Consider the following 14,425-nt stretch of genomic DNA (forward strand, 5'->3'; position numbering starts at 1 on the left):
GGGATCCACAGGCCGGTGTTCTGACGGGGCATCGGAGGAGGTCAGCCGCGTGTGGATTTGTGGCCAACCTTCCTCCACAGGGTGTGGACAGCGGATTCGTCCACAGGGGAGGCCGCGTCTTGTCCACCGCCCGCCCACAGGCAAGCCGCTGTTGTCCCCAACGATCACCGGCTTCTCCACATCGCTGTCCACTGTTCGGCAACACAACACCCGCCCTCACCGGGCCGAGTGAAAGCGGTCACACCGAGGTGAGGGATTGGGCTGTGGGGAACGGGGGTAAAGCTGGGGATGGCGCTGGGGAGAAGTACCTGCCCCCTGTGCATCGGGTGTGCAGAACTTCCGGCGGTCCACAGAGCCACCGGCTTTTCCACGACCGCCACCCACAGGGGCAGTGGACAAAAAATCCGCGTTGACCTGCGCAAAAGCAGTTGTCCACGGTTTCCACAGCCCCTACTACTACGACCACGGATATCTACCGGGGAACTCGTTCGGAAACGGGGCCTGTGCACAAGTTGGCCGCCGGGCGTCCGGCACCGGTCGAGCCGACTTGACCCCGAGCCGCACCGACTGTCGGTGGCGTGCGTCAGACTGGTCTCCGGCAACCCAGCCGACGACGAAGGCCAGCAGGGCGAGAGCCAGCAACAGCAGGAGGCGGTTTCCGGTGAAGATCCGGGTGGAGCGCGATGTACTCGCGGAGGCAGTGGCCTGGGCGGCCAAGAGCCTCCCGGCCCGTCCGCCGGTGCCCGTCCTCGCGGGCCTGCTGCTGAAGGCGGAGGAAGGCGCGCTGAGCCTCTCCGGCTTCGACTACGAGGTCTCCGCACGGGTCTCGGTGGAAGCAGAGGTGGAAGAGGAGGGCACGGTCCTCGTCTCCGGCCGGCTGCTCGCCGACATCTGCCGTGCGCTCCCCAACCGCCCGGTGGAGATTTCCACCGACGGTGTACGGGTGACCGTCGTCTGCGGCTCCTCGCGCTTCACCCTCCACACACTGCCTGTGGAGGAGTACCCGTCCCTGCCGACGATGCCCACCGCCACCGGCACCGTCCCCGGTGAGGTCTTCGCCGCGGCCGCCGCCCAGGTCGCCATCGCCGCCGGCCGTGACGACACCCTTCCGGTGCTCACCGGCGTACGGATCGAGATCGAGGGCGACACCGTCACCCTGGCCTCCACCGACCGCTACCGCTTCGCGGTGCGCGAGTTCCTGTGGAAGCCGGAGAGCCCGGACGCCTCCGCGGTCGCGCTGGTCCCCGCCAAGACGCTGCTGGACACCGCCAAGTCCCTGAGCAGCGGCGACACCGTCACGCTCGCGCTGTCCGGCTCCGGCCAGGGCGAGGGCCTGATCGGTTTCGAGGGCGCCGGGCGGCGGACGACGACGCGTCTGCTGGAAGGCGACCTGCCGAAGTACCGCACTCTCTTCCCGACCGAGTTCAATTCGGTCGCCGTAATCGAGACCGCCCCGTTCGTCGAGGCCGTCAAGCGTGTGGCGCTGGTGGCCGAGCGGAACACCCCGGTCCGGCTGAGCTTCGAGCAGGGCGTGCTGATCCTGGAGGCCGGCTCCAGCGACGATGCACAGGCTGTGGAGCGGGTGGACGCCGACCTGGAGGGCGACGACATCTCGATCGCCTTCAACCCGGGCTTCCTCCTGGAGGGCCTGTCGGCCATCGACTCCCCGGTGGCGCAGCTGTCCTTCACGACCTCGACCAAGCCCGCGCTGCTGAGCGGCCGGCCGGCCAAGGATGCCGAGGCGGACGACGCGTACAAGTACCTGATCATGCCGGTGCGGCTCTCGGGCTGACGGCCGGAGCGCAGGGGTGAGCTGTCCGGCGGACACCGGACGGCGCCCCGGCCGCGCGCCGTGCGGCGACCGGCTGAAGGGCCCCTGATGAGCGGCTGAGCCCACAGGTGTGCACGGACCTGCGGGCGTAGGCTCGGACCCGGGTACGAACAGCAACGACTACGTGCAAAGAGGGTCTCTGATGGAGCTCGGTCTCGTCGGTCTCGGCAAGATGGGCGGCAATATGCGCGAGCGCATTCGCCGCGCCGGCCACACCGTCATCGGATACGACCGCAACCCCGACGTGGCGGATGTCAACAGCCTTCAGGGGCTGGTGGACAAGCTCAAGGGGCCGCGGGTGGTCTGGGTCATGGTGCCGGCCGGTGCCGCCACCCAGTCCACGATCGACGAGCTGGCCGAGCTGCTGTCGCCGGGCGACATCGTCGTGGACGGCGGTAACTCCCGCTGGACCGACGACGAGAAGCACGCCGAGGAGCTGAAGGCCAAGGGCATCGGCTTCGTCGACTGCGGTGTCTCCGGCGGCGTCTGGGGCCTGGAGAACGGCTATGCGCTGATGTACGGCGGCGACAAGGACGATGTCGCCAAGGTGCAGCCGATCTTCGATGCCCTCAAGCCCGAGGGCGAGTTCGGCTCGGTGCACGCCGGCAAGGTCGGCGCCGGCCACTTCGCGAAGATGGTCCACAACGGCATCGAGTACGCCATGATGCAGGCCTTCGCCGAGGGCTGGGAGCTGCTGGAGAAGGTCGACTCCGTCACGGACGTGCGCGAGATCTTCCGCTCGTGGCAGGAGGGGACGGTCATCCGCTCCTGGCTGCTCGACCTGGCCGTCAACGCCCTCGACGACGACGAGCACCTGGAGAAGCTGCGCGGCTTCGCCGCCGACTCCGGTGAGGGCCGCTGGACGGTCGAGGCCGCGATCGACAACGCCGTGCCGCTGCCCGCGATCACGGCCTCGCTCTTCGCGCGCTTCGCCTCCCGCCAGGACGACTCCCCGCAGATGAAGATGATCGCCGCGCTGCGCAATCAGTTCGGTGGCCACGCGGTCGAGAACAAGAAGTAGCAAGCAGCAAGAAGCAGTAACCACCGCAGTAACCGGTGGCAACCGCCGGGGGAGGTCGGCGTCCCGTCATGCACATCACGCATCTGTCCCTCGCCGACTTCCGCTCGTACGCCCGGGTCGAGGTTCCGCTCGACCCGGGCGTCACGGCTTTCGTGGGCCCCAACGGCCAGGGCAAGACCAATCTGGTCGAAGCGGTCGGCTATCTGGCGACGCTCGGCAGCCACCGGGTCTCCTCGGACGCCCCGCTGGTGCGGATGGGCGCCGAGCGGGCGGTCGTCCGGGCCGCGGTCGTCCAGGGCGAGCGGCAGCAGCTGGTCGAGCTGGAGCTCAACCCGGGCAAGGCCAACCGCGCCAGGATCAACAGGTCGTCCCAGGTCAGGCCGCGGGATGTGCTGGGGATCGTCCGGACGGTGCTGTTCGCGCCGGAGGACCTGGCGCTGGTCAAGGGCGATCCGGGCGAGCGGCGGCGGTTCCTGGACGAGCTGATCACCGCGCGGTCGCCGCGGATGGCCGGGGTGCGCTCGGACTACGACCGCGTCCTCAAGCAGCGCAACACCCTGTTGAAGACCGCGGCGCTGGCACGCAGGCACGGCGGGCGGCGGGGGGCACCTCCCGCGCGAGCGGATTCGAGCGTGGGGGCGGATCTGTCGACGCTGGACGTGTGGGACCAGCATCTGGCCCGCGCGGGCGCCGAGCTGCTGGCGCAGCGGCTCGATCTGATCGCCGCGCTGCAGCCGCTCGCGGACAAGGCCTATGAACAGCTGGCGCCGGGCGGCGGGCCGCTGGCGCTGGAGTACCGCGGCTCGGCGGGCGAGGCGATGGCCGCCACCGGGACCCGCGAGGAGCTGTACGGCGTGCTGCTGGCGGCGCTCGGCGAGGCCCGCAAGGGAGAGATCGAGCGCGGGGTGACGCTGGTCGGGCCGCACCGCGACGATCTGGTGCTCAAGCTGGGGCAGCTCCCGGCGAAGGGGTACGCCAGCCACGGCGAGTCCTGGTCGTACGCGCTGGCGCTGCGGCTGGCCTCGTACGACCTGCTGCGGGCCGAGGGCAATGAGCCGGTGCTGGTGCTCGACGACGTCTTCGCCGAGCTGGACGCACGGCGCCGCGAGCGGCTGGCGGAGCTGGTGGCCCCGGGCGAGCAGGTGCTGGTGACGGCCGCGGTGGACGACGACGTGCCGGGCGCGCTGGCCGGGGCGCGCTATGCGGTGTCCGGCGGCACCGCGGAGAAGGTGACCCCGTGAGCGAGGAGGAGCCCGGCCCGCCCCAGCCTTCCCCAGAGCTCTCCGGTGTGGATCTGGCCCGGCAGGCGCTGGTCGCCGCCAAGGAGCAGGCGCGGGCGCGGGGCGCGGCCGCGCAGCAGAAGAAGCAGGCCCGGCGCGGGGGGCTGCGCTCCGGCGCGCGGGCGGACGGCCGCGACCCGCTGCCGCTCGGTGCGGCGATCAACCGGCTGATCACGGAACGCGGCTGGGAGACCCCGGCCGCGGTCGGCGGGGTGATGGGGCGCTGGCCGCAGCTGGTCGGGCCCGAGGTGGCGCAGCACTGTGAGCCGCAGAAGTACGACGAGGACGCCCGGGTCCTGACCGTCCAGTGCGATTCGACGGCCTGGGCGACGCAGCTGCGGCTGCTGGCCCCGACGCTGGTGGCCCGCCTCAACGAGGACCTGGGCCACGGCACCGTAAAGGTCATCAAGGTGCTCGGTCCCGGGGGCCCCGCGCGCCGGTACGGATCGCTGCGGGCGCCGGGCAGCAAGGGCCCCGGCGACACCTACGGCTGACCCCTGTGACCGCCCTCTACGGGTGAGGCGGATGAGACTCCGCTCACGGTAGCCGCCGGTTGACAGTCCGAAGCGCTGAGTGCCCGTGTGAGCGTCCTGGGGCCCCTTCTCGAATATGGGGAGTCGGCGGACGCCAGTTCAGGGCGGCACATGACGACTCAGGTACCTGCAAACCCCCATGAGTGTCGGCGCTACCGGTAGACTGGTGCCAATTCCGCCCACTCGCGGAACATGTCGAACGACGCAGCCCCGCCCGCCTGTCTTTCCAGGGGTGATCCCCGCAGGCGCGGAAGGGCTCGTGCTGTGCCAGAAAGGGCGCTTCGTGGCCGACTCCGGCGACCTCAACGAGAACAACACGGCTTCTACTGAAGAGGGGGTTCCTGCCGGCGCCATGGGCGACTCCGCGGTGGAGAAGTCGTACGACGCCAGTGCGATCACCGTCCTCGAAGGCCTGGACGCGGTCCGTAAGCGCCCTGGCATGTACATCGGCTCGACGGGTGAGCGCGGTCTGCACCACCTCGTGCAGGAGGTCGTCGACAACTCCGTCGACGAGGCGCTGGCGGGGCACGCCGACACCATCGAGGTCACGATCCTGGCCGACGGCGGTGTCCGCGTCGTCGACAACGGCCGCGGTATCCCGGTCGGCATCGTGCCGTCGGAGAACAAGCCGGCCGTCGAGGTCGTGATGACGGTGCTGCACGCCGGCGGCAAGTTCGGCGGCGGCGGCTACGCGGTCTCCGGTGGTCTGCACGGCGTGGGTGTCTCCGTCGTGAACGCGCTGTCGCAGCGAGTGGCGGTCGAGGTCCGCACGGACGGCTACCGCTGGACGCAGGAGTACAAGCTCGGCGTCCCGACCGCGCCGCTGGCCAAGCACGAGCCGACCGACGACTCCGGCACCTCGGTGACGTTCTGGGCCGACGGCGACATCTTCGAGACGACCACGTACAGCTTCGAGACGCTGTCGCGGCGCTTCCAGGAGATGGCGTTCCTCAACAAGGGTCTGACGATCGCGCTGACCGACGAGCGCCCGGACCACGTGGACGAGGAGGGCAAGCCGCTCTCGGTGCGGTACCACTACGAGGGCGGCATCGTCGACTTCGTGACGTACCTCAACTCGCGCAAGGGCGAGCTGGTGCACCCGACGGTGATCTCGGTGGACGCCGAGGACAAGGAGCGCCAGCTGTCGGTCGAGCTGGCGATGCAGTGGAACACCCAGTACAGCGAGGGTGTCTACAGCTTCGCGAACATCATCCACACCCACGAGGGCGGCACCCACGAAGAGGGCTTCCGCGCCGCGCTGACGGGCCTGATCAACCGTTATGCGCGCGACAAGAAGCTGCTGCGCGAGAAGGACGACAACCTCACGGGTGAGGACATCCGCGAGGGTCTGACGGCGATCATCTCGGTCAAGCTCGCCGAGCCGCAGTTCGAGGGCCAGACCAAGACCAAGCTGGGCAACACCGAGGTAAAGACCTTCGTCCAGAAGGTGGTCCACGAACACCTCAACGACTGGCTGGACCGCAACCCCAACGAGGCCGCGGACATCATCCGCAAGGGCATCCAGGCCGCGACCGCGCGGGTGGCCGCCCGCAAGGCGCGCGATCTGACCCGCCGCAAGGGCCTGCTGGAGACGGCTTCGCTGCCGGGCAAGCTGAGCGACTGCCAGTCCAACGATCCCGAGAAGTGCGAGATCTTCATCGTCGAGGGTGACTCCGCCGGTGGCTCGGCCAAGTCCGGCCGTAACCCGGAGTACCAGGCGATCCTGCCGATCCGAGGCAAGATCCTCAACGTCGAGAAGGCCAGGGTCGACAAGATCCTGCAGAACAACGAGGTCCAGGCGCTGATCTCGGCGTTCGGCACGGGCGTGCACGAGGACTTCGACATCGACAAGCTCCGCTATCACAAGATCATCCTGATGGCGGACGCCGACGTCGACGGTCAGCACATCAACACCCTGCTGCTCACCTTCCTCTTCCGCTTCATGCGGCCGCTGGTCGAGGCAGGGCACGTCTACCTCTCCCGCCCGCCGCTGTACAAGATCAAGTGGGGCCGGGACGACTTCGAGTACGCCTACTCCGACGCGGAGCGGGACGCGCTGATCGAGATCGGCAAGCAGAACGGCAAGCGGATCCGCGAGGACTCGATCCAGCGGTTCAAGGGTCTCGGCGAGATGAACGCCGAGGAGCTGCGGATCACGACCATGGACACCGACCACCGGGTCCTCGGTCAGGTCTCGCTGGACGACGCGGCCCGTGCGGACGACCTGTTCTCCGTGCTGATGGGCGAGGACGTCGAGGCGCGCCGCTCGTTCATCCAGCGCAACGCCAAGGACGTCCGCTTCCTCGACATCTGAGCCCTGTCGGCCCGAACAACAGCCGCAGCTCGAAAGGACTTTGAACCACCATGGCCGACGAGAACCCCCCTGTGACCCCGGACGGCGTGACCGCCGAGGGCGCGCCCGCCGCCATCGAAGGCGTCGGAATGCGTGTCGAGCCCGTCGGGCTCGAGACGGAGATGCAGCGCTCCTACCTCGACTATGCGATGTCCGTCATCGTCTCGCGTGCGCTGCCCGATGTGCGGGACGGCCTCAAGCCGGTGCACCGCCGCGTGCTGTACGCGATGTACGACGGCGGCTACCGCCCCGAGAAGGGCTTCTACAAGTGCGCCCGCGTCGTGGGCGACGTCATGGGTACGTACCACCCGCACGGCGACTCCTCGATCTATGACGCCCTGGTGCGTCTGGCGCAGCCGTGGTCGATGCGGATGCCGCTGGTGGACTCCAACGGCAACTTCGGCTCCCCGGGCAACGACCCGGCCGCGGCCATGCGGTACACCGAGTGCAAGATGAAGTCGCTGTCCATGGAGATGCTCCGGGACATCGACGAGGAGACCGTCGACTTCCAGGACAACTACGACGGCCGTAACCAGGAGCCGACGGTCCTGCCGGCGCGCTTCCCCAACCTGCTGATCAACGGCTCGGCCGGTATCGCGGTCGGCATGGCGACGAACATCCCGCCGCACAACCTGCGCGAGGTCGCGGCCGGTGCCCAGTGGGCGCTGGAGCACCCCGAGGCCTCCAGCGAGGAGCTGCTGGACGCGCTGATCGAGCGCATCAAGGGCCCCGACTTCCCCACCGGCGCACTGGTCGTGGGCCGCAAGGGCATCGAGGAGGCCTACCGCACGGGCCGCGGCTCGATCACCATGCGTGCCGTGGTGGCGGTCGAGGAGATCCAGAACCGCCAGTGCCTGGTGGTCACCGAGCTGCCCTACCAGGTCAACCCGGACAACCTCGCGCAGAAGATCGCCGACCTGGTGAAGGACGGCAAGATCGGCGGCATCGCGGACGTCCGCGACGAGACCTCCTCGCGTACGGGCCAGCGCCTGGTCATCGTCCTCAAGCGGGACGCGGTCGCCAAGGTCGTCCTCAACAACCTCTACAAGCACACCGATCTGCAGACCAACTTCGGCGCGAACATGCTGGCGCTGGTCGACGGGGTGCCGCGCACGCTCTCGCTGGACGCGTTCATCCGCAACTGGGTCACGCACCAGATCGAGGTCATCGTCCGGCGGACGAAGTTCCGGCTGCGCAAGGCCGAGGAGCGGGCGCACATCCTGCGCGGTCTGCTCAAGGCGCTGGACGCGATCGACGAGGTCATCGCGCTGATCCGGCGCAGTGAGACGGTCGAGGTGGCGCGCGAGGGCCTGATGGGCCTGCTGACCATCGACGAGATCCAGGCGAACGCGATCCTGGAGATGCAGCTGCGCCGGCTGGCCGCCCTGGAGCGCCAGAAGATCACCGCCGAGCACGACGAGCTGCAGCGCAAGATCAACGAGTACAACGCGATCCTGGCCTCCCCGGAGCGGCAGCGCCAGATCATCAGCGAGGAACTGGCCGCGATCGTCGACAAGTTCGGCGACGACCGGCGCTCCAAGCTGGTGCCCTTCGAGGGCGACATGTCCATCGAGGACCTGATCGCCGAGGAGGACATCGTCGTCACGATCACCCGTGGCGGCTATGTGAAGCGGACGAAGACCGACGACTACCGCTCGCAGAAGCGCGGCGGCAAGGGCGTGCGGGGCACGAAGCTCAAGGAAGACGACATCGTCGACCACTTCTTTGTCTCCACCACCCACCACTGGCTGCTGTTCTTCACGAACAAGGGCCGGGTCTACCGCGCCAAGGCGTACGAACTCCCCGACGCGGGACGCGACGCCCGGGGGCAGCATGTGGCCAACCTGCTCGCCTTCCAGCCGGACGAGCAGATCGCGCAGATCCTGGCGATCCGCGACTACGAGGCCATGCCGTACCTGGTGCTCGCCACCAAGGCCGGCCTGGTGAAGAAGACGCCGCTCAAGGACTACGACTCGCCGCGTTCCGGCGGTGTCATCGCGATCAACCTGCGCGAGCAGGAGGACGGCACGGACGACGAGCTGATCGGCGCCGAGCTGGTCTCGGAGAACGACGACCTGCTGCTGATCAGCAAGAAGGCCCAGTCGATCCGGTTCACCGCGACGGACGAGGCGCTGCGCCCGATGGGCCGGGCCACCTCCGGTGTGAAGGGCATGAGCTTCCGCGAGGACGACGAACTGCTCTCGATGAACGTGGTCCGCGCGGGTACGTTCGTCTTCACCGCCACGGACGGCGGCTACGCCAAGCGCACCGCGGTCGACGAGTACCGCGTCCAGGGCCGCGGCGGCCTGGGGATCAAGGCCGCCAAGATCGTGGAGGACCGGGGTTCGCTGGTCGGAGCGCTGGTCGTCGAGGAGAGTGACGAGATCCTTGCGGTGACGCTCGGCGGTGGCGTGATCCGTACGCGGGTCAGCGGAGTCCGGGAGACCGGCCGTGACACCATGGGCGTCCAACTGATCAACCTGGGCAAGCGTGATGCCGTCGTCGGCATCGCATGGAACGCCGAGGCCGGTCGTGAAGCCGAAGAGGTCGACGGGGGCGAGACGCCCGACGAGGCCGACGCGGCGGAGGAGACCGTGCCCACGGAGGCCGAGGGCGAGCAGCCCCCGGCGGAGTAGCACGAGGAGTAGGTCGTGAGTGGAGCCACGGGCGCTGCGGCGGGTGGATCGGGAGCGGAGAAGGACTCCCCGTCCGGACCCGCAACCGTGACGGAGGACAGCGCCCGTGGCTCTGCCGTTTCTGACACCGGCCCCCGAGACGAGGGCTCACACCAGGGGGGACCCGTGACCGATACCCGTCAGCCGCAACCGCAGCCCAAGGGGCGCGCCCCCGAGGGCGGCTCCCAGCAGCCGTACCAGCCGCCTCAGGCGTACCCCACCGGCGGTGGGCAGGGCGGCGGCGGACAGGTGCGCCGCCCGCGCACGGGCGCCGGCACGGTCCCGCGCACCCGCAAGGCCCGGCTGCGGGTGGCCCGCGCCGATCCGTGGTCGGTCATGAAGGTCAGCTTCCTGCTCTCCATCGCGCTGGGCATCTGCACGGTCGTGGCGGCCGCCGTGCTGTGGATGGTCATGAACGCGATGGGCGTCTTCTCCGCGGTCGGCGGGACGATCAGCGAGGCCACCGGCTCCGGTGACGGCGCCGGCTTCGATCTGCAGTCGTTCCTGTCGCTGCCGCGGGTGGTGCTGTTCACCTCGGTCATCGCGGTGATCGACGTGGTGCTGGCGACCGCGCTGGGCACGCTCGGGGCCTTCATCTACAACCTGTCGGCGGGCTTCGTCGGCGGGGTGGAGCTCACCCTCGCCGAGGATGAGTGACCCCCGCACGGGAGGGCGTTCGGGGGGCTCCCGGAACCGATTTTGGGAACGCCTCTGAAGTGCGCTAATCTTTCGTTGCAGCGAGCGCGCGGCTATAGCTCAGACGGTTAGAGCGCTTCCCTGATAAGGAAGAGGCCCCAGGTTCAAGTCCTGGTAGCCGCACCGCACCGATCGGCCCGGCCGGGGAACTCCCCGGCCGGGCCGATTCGTTGTACGGAGGCGGAAGTTGGCTCGCGGCAGCGGCCTCGGACGAGGTGTTGCGGACCGCGGGCTAGGTAACCAATCGGTATCGGCCGGTGTGTATCATCGGCCGACATAGGTCCCCTACGTCAACGAAAGACGAGGTCGCGCGGTGAAGAAGCTTCTCCTGGTCGCACTGGCCGCCATCGGCGGGCTCCTCGTGTACCGCCAGATCCAGGCGGATCGCGCCGAGCAGGATCTGTGGACGGAGGCGACCGACTCCGTGCCCGCAGGTTCGGGTGTCTGAGACCCCCCACAGCACAGCACCACAGGTTCGTACGAGCCCCGATTGCCCCTGGGTGATCGGGGTTTCGTGCGTTCTGGGGCTGGTGGGGCGTGCGGGGCGTGCGGGGCGTTCTGCGGTGGGGGGCGGTGGCTGCCGCGAGGTGGCTGGATGTCGTTGTCGGAGCGGGACGGCACTCCCCTTGGATTCGCTAAAGCACATCATTTGCTTGCAGAAGCAAAGAATGTCGGGGTGGGGCGCCACGTGGTGGCCGAGGGCGCGGATGTTTCACGTGGAACATCCGCTGAAGCAGGAGCAGGGCGTCGCGTCGGTGCGGTCACGGCCGGACCGATGCTGCCGGGACGATTCCCCGGCCTCGGCGTACGGCACGCGGGGCGGCGGTGGAAGATGACTCACAGGACGTGTGGTGGCCGTCGCGGTCGGCGTGTGGGCGTGCTGCTGCCGGCCGGTCTCGCGGCGGCTGTGGACGGGTCTGCAGGAAGCCGCGGGCCGGCGCCGGGAATTCCGATCCGATGAGGGGTGGGGCGTGGTGACGGGGCGCACGACGAACAGGGGCATAGCCGTACTGGCGGCGCTCGCCGTGGTGGTGATCCTGCCGGGGGCGGTGGGGGTGGCCTCGGCCGAGACCGTCCCGGGTTACCGGACGGGGGACGGCGCCACGGCGACCCAGGGCAGCACCAGTACCGCGGATGCCCCGCAGCTCAAGCCCGGACTGCACACCGACTCCATCAAGCGCGGTGAGCAGAAGTACTACGCCGTCACCCTGGACGACAGGACCAGCGCCTACTTCTCGGCCGTCGCGGCGCCCCGGCCCGGGACCAAGGTCGCGGACTACGGCGACAAACTGACCGTCAATGTCCAGGACAGCGACGGCACGACCTGCGACACGGGCGCCCGTCCGTCGTTCCACGGCGGCGGGATGGCCTATCCGGTCGCCGGCTACGCCACCCGTCGTATCGGAGCTGACCGCACGGGGTGTCAGAAGGCCGGCCCGTACTACCTGGTGATCACCCGGGAGGGTTCGGCGAAGTCCGGCTCCGACGCCTGGCCGCTCGAACTGGACTACCTCGACGAGCCGCCGCTCAAGGGCACCACGCCCGCCCGGCCGGGCCAGGGCAGTTGGAGCACCGTCACGCCCGCCCCGCGCACGGACACCACCAAGCGCAGCGCCAAGGGAGGCACCGGCTTCAACGACGCGGGCTCGGTCGACTCCGGGGTGTGGAAGGACCGGATCAGGCCGGGCGAGACCCGCTTCTACCGCGTGCCGGTGGACTGGGGACAGCGGCTCAACCTGAGCGCGGAGCTGCCGAACGCGCCCGCCGGCTCCTCCGGTTTCCTCGCCCGGATGCTCGGGCTGGGGGTCTACAACCCGGCGCGTGGTGCGGTCGACGATCTCTCCTTCGTCGCGTACACCGGGAAGCCGGTGGCCGCGAAGGAGTTCACCGCGCCGGTGGCGTACGGCAACCGCTTCCAGCCGGTCGCCCCGGTCAGCGCGATGCGGTTCGCCGGCTGGTACTACCTCGAGGTCAGCCTGCACCCCGACGCCGCGCGGTTCTTCCCCAAGGGTGCGGAACTCACGCTCCGGGTGGATGTCCGCGGCGCCGCCAAGGCCGGGCCCGGCTACGCGGAGCCGACCGACACCTTCTCCGTCACGTCCGGGGACCGTGAGTCGGCGCGGAAGGGCCAGACCGCACAGCAGGCGGCGAAGAGCGGCACCCTGATGACGGTGGCCTACACCGGGATCGGCACGGGGGTGGTGCTGCTGCTGGGAATGGGCGCGTGGACGCTGGTGGCGCGGCGGTCGACGGCCGGTGCACCGGCCGCGGCGGTCGGCCCTGGTGGCGCGGCGGGTCCCGGCGGGCCGGGCGGCCCTGGTGGCACGGGCGGGCAGCCGCCCGCACTGCCGGGTCAGCCGGGTCAGCCGGGTCAGCCGGGACAGTCGTCACAGCCGTCACCACCGGGACAGCCGACACAGTCGACCCAACAGGCGCAGCAGAATGCGCAGTTCGGGCCTCCACAGGGCTGGTAGCGGCGGTTTCAGGGGCCGGCGGGCCCCGGGGCCCGCCGGCCCGCGGCGTGGCCTCAGGCGGCCACCAGGGCCCACACGCCGACCGCGATGCACAGCAGCGCCACGACCAGCACCGGGATCGCGACCTTCGGGGGCGGTCCCGGTTTCCGGTACGGGACGGGAGGCAGGGTGGCCGGCCCGGCGACGGGGGTACCGGCCGGGGGCCGGCCGGGGACCGGGTGCGGTCCCGCCGTATAGGGGCGGGTCGCGGCGTGTTCGTGGTGGACGGCGGCCGTGGGCCGGTACGCGGGCGCCGGGGGCGGCGTCAGGGGCAGCCCGCCGGAGGCCGTGCCGGGGCCGGCCGGCGCGCCCTGGCCGGCCGGGGCGCCGTGGCCGGTGGCAGGACCGCCGTGCCCGGTGGGCGCAGTGCTCTGGCCGGTGGACGTCATGCCGTGCCCGGTGGACGTCTCCCCGTGCCCCATGGGCGTCTCACCGAAGCCGGTGGGCCTCTCGCCGTGCCCCGTGGGCGGGCCGCCCGGCAGCGGAGTCGGCGTCGGTGCCGGTGCCGGAGTCTGCGGGGTGCTCGGCTCCGGCGGGGCGATATGGAAGCTTCCGGTGTCCGACATGGACACCTGCGCGGCGGCCGTGGTGCCCGCGGTGGCACCGGCCGTCGCGGGACCGTCGGCCTCCCCGGTCCGCAGCGGCCCGTTGGCCCCGAAGCCGGCCGGGAGCGGGCCGATGTGGTCGAAGACCTCGACGACCTCGTCCTCGAGCGTCGCGTCGGGCAGCAGCTCCGCCGTCGAGAGGACCGCCTTACGCGCTCCCGTGGCCGTCCTGAACCGGGATTCCGGGTCGGGGTGCACCAGGGACGCCAGCACCTGCCACAGCGGCTCCGGCACCCCCTCGGGCGCGTTCGGGATGCCGTGCCGGCCGAAGTGCCGGCCCAGGGCGTCGGCGTCCGGCTTGGTGCCGGTGATCAGATAGAGCGCGACCAGGCCGACCGCGAACAGGTCGGCGGGGAAGTCCGGTTCGGCGCCCTGCAGTTGCTCCGGGGCGAAGTATCCGGGCGTCCCGACCACGAGGTTGGCCTCGGTCAGCCGCGGCTCACCCTTGCGCATCGCGATGCCGAAGTCCGACAGCCGCAGATGCGGGCGGCCGGTGCCGGTGGCCTCCAGAAGGACGTTCGCCGGCTTGATGTCACGGTGCACCACTCCCTCCGCGTGCACCGCGGCCAGCCCGGCCAGCAGCTGGTCCAGGAGCAGGCAGACGAACCGCGGCGGCAGCGGGCCGTAATCCCCGATCAAGTGCGCCAGCGAGCCGCCGTTCACCAGGTCCATGGTGAACAGCACCTTGTCGTCGTCCGCGGCCCAGCTCGCCGGGGCCAGCACATGCGGATGGTCGATCCGCAGGGCCTGTTCGCGGACGAAGCGCAGCAGGGTGTGCGCGTCGCTTTGCTGCAACACCTTGGCGGCAACGTAGCGGCGGCGCCGGGCGTCCCAGGCGCGCCAGACCGCGCCCACCCCACCCCGTCCGATCGGGTCGATCAGCTCGTACCGACCGGCGAAGACCTCACCCATCGCGCC

10 protein-coding genes and 1 tRNA gene are annotated in these 14,425 nt (G+C 70.2%); 10 read left to right on the forward strand and 1 reads right to left on the reverse strand.

All coding sequences use genetic code 11. The annotated features are described in order from the left end of the window. The first annotated feature begins 661 nt into the window (after nucleotides 1–661). The 10 genes from dnaN (at nucleotide 662) to ABZ851_RS02340 (ending at nucleotide 12,863) form a co-directional block, all read left to right on the forward strand. Complete coding sequence (gene dnaN / locus ABZ851_RS02295) at nucleotides 662–1,792, forward strand: DNA polymerase III subunit beta (protein WP_088798837.1); 1,131 nt, start codon at nucleotides 662–664, stop codon at nucleotides 1,790–1,792. Nucleotides 1,793–1,973: 181 nt separating this feature from the next. After that, a complete protein-coding gene (gnd, locus tag ABZ851_RS02300; RefSeq protein ID WP_361120886.1) occupies nucleotides 1,974–2,852 on the forward strand; it encodes a phosphogluconate dehydrogenase (NAD(+)-dependent, decarboxylating) in 879 nt (292 codons plus the stop codon). 68 nt (nucleotides 2,853–2,920) lie between these two features. After that, nucleotides 2,921–4,093, forward strand: a complete 1,173-nt coding sequence (gene recF / locus ABZ851_RS02305) for a DNA replication/repair protein RecF (RefSeq protein WP_361120889.1) — start codon at nucleotides 2,921–2,923, stop codon at nucleotides 4,091–4,093. Then, entirely contained in the window at nucleotides 4,090–4,626 is a 537-nt protein-coding gene (locus tag ABZ851_RS02310) for a DciA family protein (protein WP_361120892.1), read from the forward strand. Before recF ends, ABZ851_RS02310 begins: the two co-directional genes overlap by 4 nt. Before the next feature lie 298 nt (nucleotides 4,627–4,924). Further along, on the forward strand, nucleotides 4,925–6,979 hold the full coding sequence (gyrB, locus tag ABZ851_RS02315) for a DNA topoisomerase (ATP-hydrolyzing) subunit B (protein ID WP_093492227.1): 2,055 nt from the start codon (nucleotides 4,925–4,927) through the stop codon (nucleotides 6,977–6,979). Nucleotides 6,980–7,029: 50 nt separating this feature from the next. Further along, nucleotides 7,030–9,654, forward strand: a complete 2,625-nt coding sequence (gyrA, locus tag ABZ851_RS02320; protein WP_361120895.1) for a DNA gyrase subunit A — start codon at nucleotides 7,030–7,032, stop codon at nucleotides 9,652–9,654. 15 nt (nucleotides 9,655–9,669) lie between these two features. After that, complete coding sequence (locus ABZ851_RS02325; RefSeq protein ID WP_361120898.1) at nucleotides 9,670–10,350, forward strand: DUF3566 domain-containing protein; 681 nt, start codon at nucleotides 9,670–9,672, stop codon at nucleotides 10,348–10,350. 88 nt (nucleotides 10,351–10,438) lie between these two features. After that, nucleotides 10,439–10,512, forward strand: a tRNA-Ile gene (locus tag ABZ851_RS02330). 190 nt (nucleotides 10,513–10,702) lie between these two features. Then, complete coding sequence (locus tag ABZ851_RS02335; RefSeq protein ID WP_003958712.1) at nucleotides 10,703–10,837, forward strand: DLW-39 family protein; 135 nt, start codon at nucleotides 10,703–10,705, stop codon at nucleotides 10,835–10,837. Nucleotides 10,838–11,360: 523 nt separating this feature from the next. Further along, nucleotides 11,361–12,863 carry a hypothetical protein gene (locus ABZ851_RS02340; RefSeq protein WP_361120901.1) on the forward strand — a complete coding sequence of 501 codons (1,503 nt, stop codon included), beginning with the start codon at nucleotides 11,361–11,363 and terminating at the stop codon, nucleotides 12,861–12,863. Between the two features lie 53 nt (nucleotides 12,864–12,916). Here the strand turns inward: ABZ851_RS02340 and ABZ851_RS02345 are convergent, their stop codons facing one another. Next, the gene (locus tag ABZ851_RS02345) at nucleotides 12,917–14,419 is read right to left on the reverse strand and encodes a protein kinase (RefSeq protein ID WP_361120904.1); all 1,503 of its coding nucleotides are present in this window, start codon (nucleotides 14,417–14,419) and stop codon (nucleotides 12,917–12,919) included. Between the last annotated feature and the right edge of the window lie 6 nt (nucleotides 14,420–14,425).

The sequence above is a fragment of the Streptomyces sp. NPDC047049 genome, assembly GCF_040643995.1.
Lineage (GTDB): Bacteria > Actinomycetota > Actinomycetes > Streptomycetales > Streptomycetaceae > Streptomyces > Streptomyces mooreae.

What these genes read in the sequence shown, in the direction of transcription:
- recF (WP_361120889.1), top strand. Translation starts at nt 2,921, where the DNA reads ATGCACATCACGCATCTGTCCCTCGCCGACTTCCGCTCGTACGCCCGG.
- gyrA (WP_361120895.1), top strand. Translation starts at nt 7,030, where the DNA reads ATGGCCGACGAGAACCCCCCTGTGACCCCGGACGGCGTGACCGCCGAG.
- ABZ851_RS02345 (WP_361120904.1), bottom strand. Translation starts at nt 14,419, where the DNA reads ATGGGTGAGGTCTTCGCCGGTCGGTACGAGCTGATCGACCCGATCGGA.
- gnd (WP_361120886.1), top strand. Translation starts at nt 1,974, where the DNA reads ATGGAGCTCGGTCTCGTCGGTCTCGGCAAGATGGGCGGCAATATGCGC.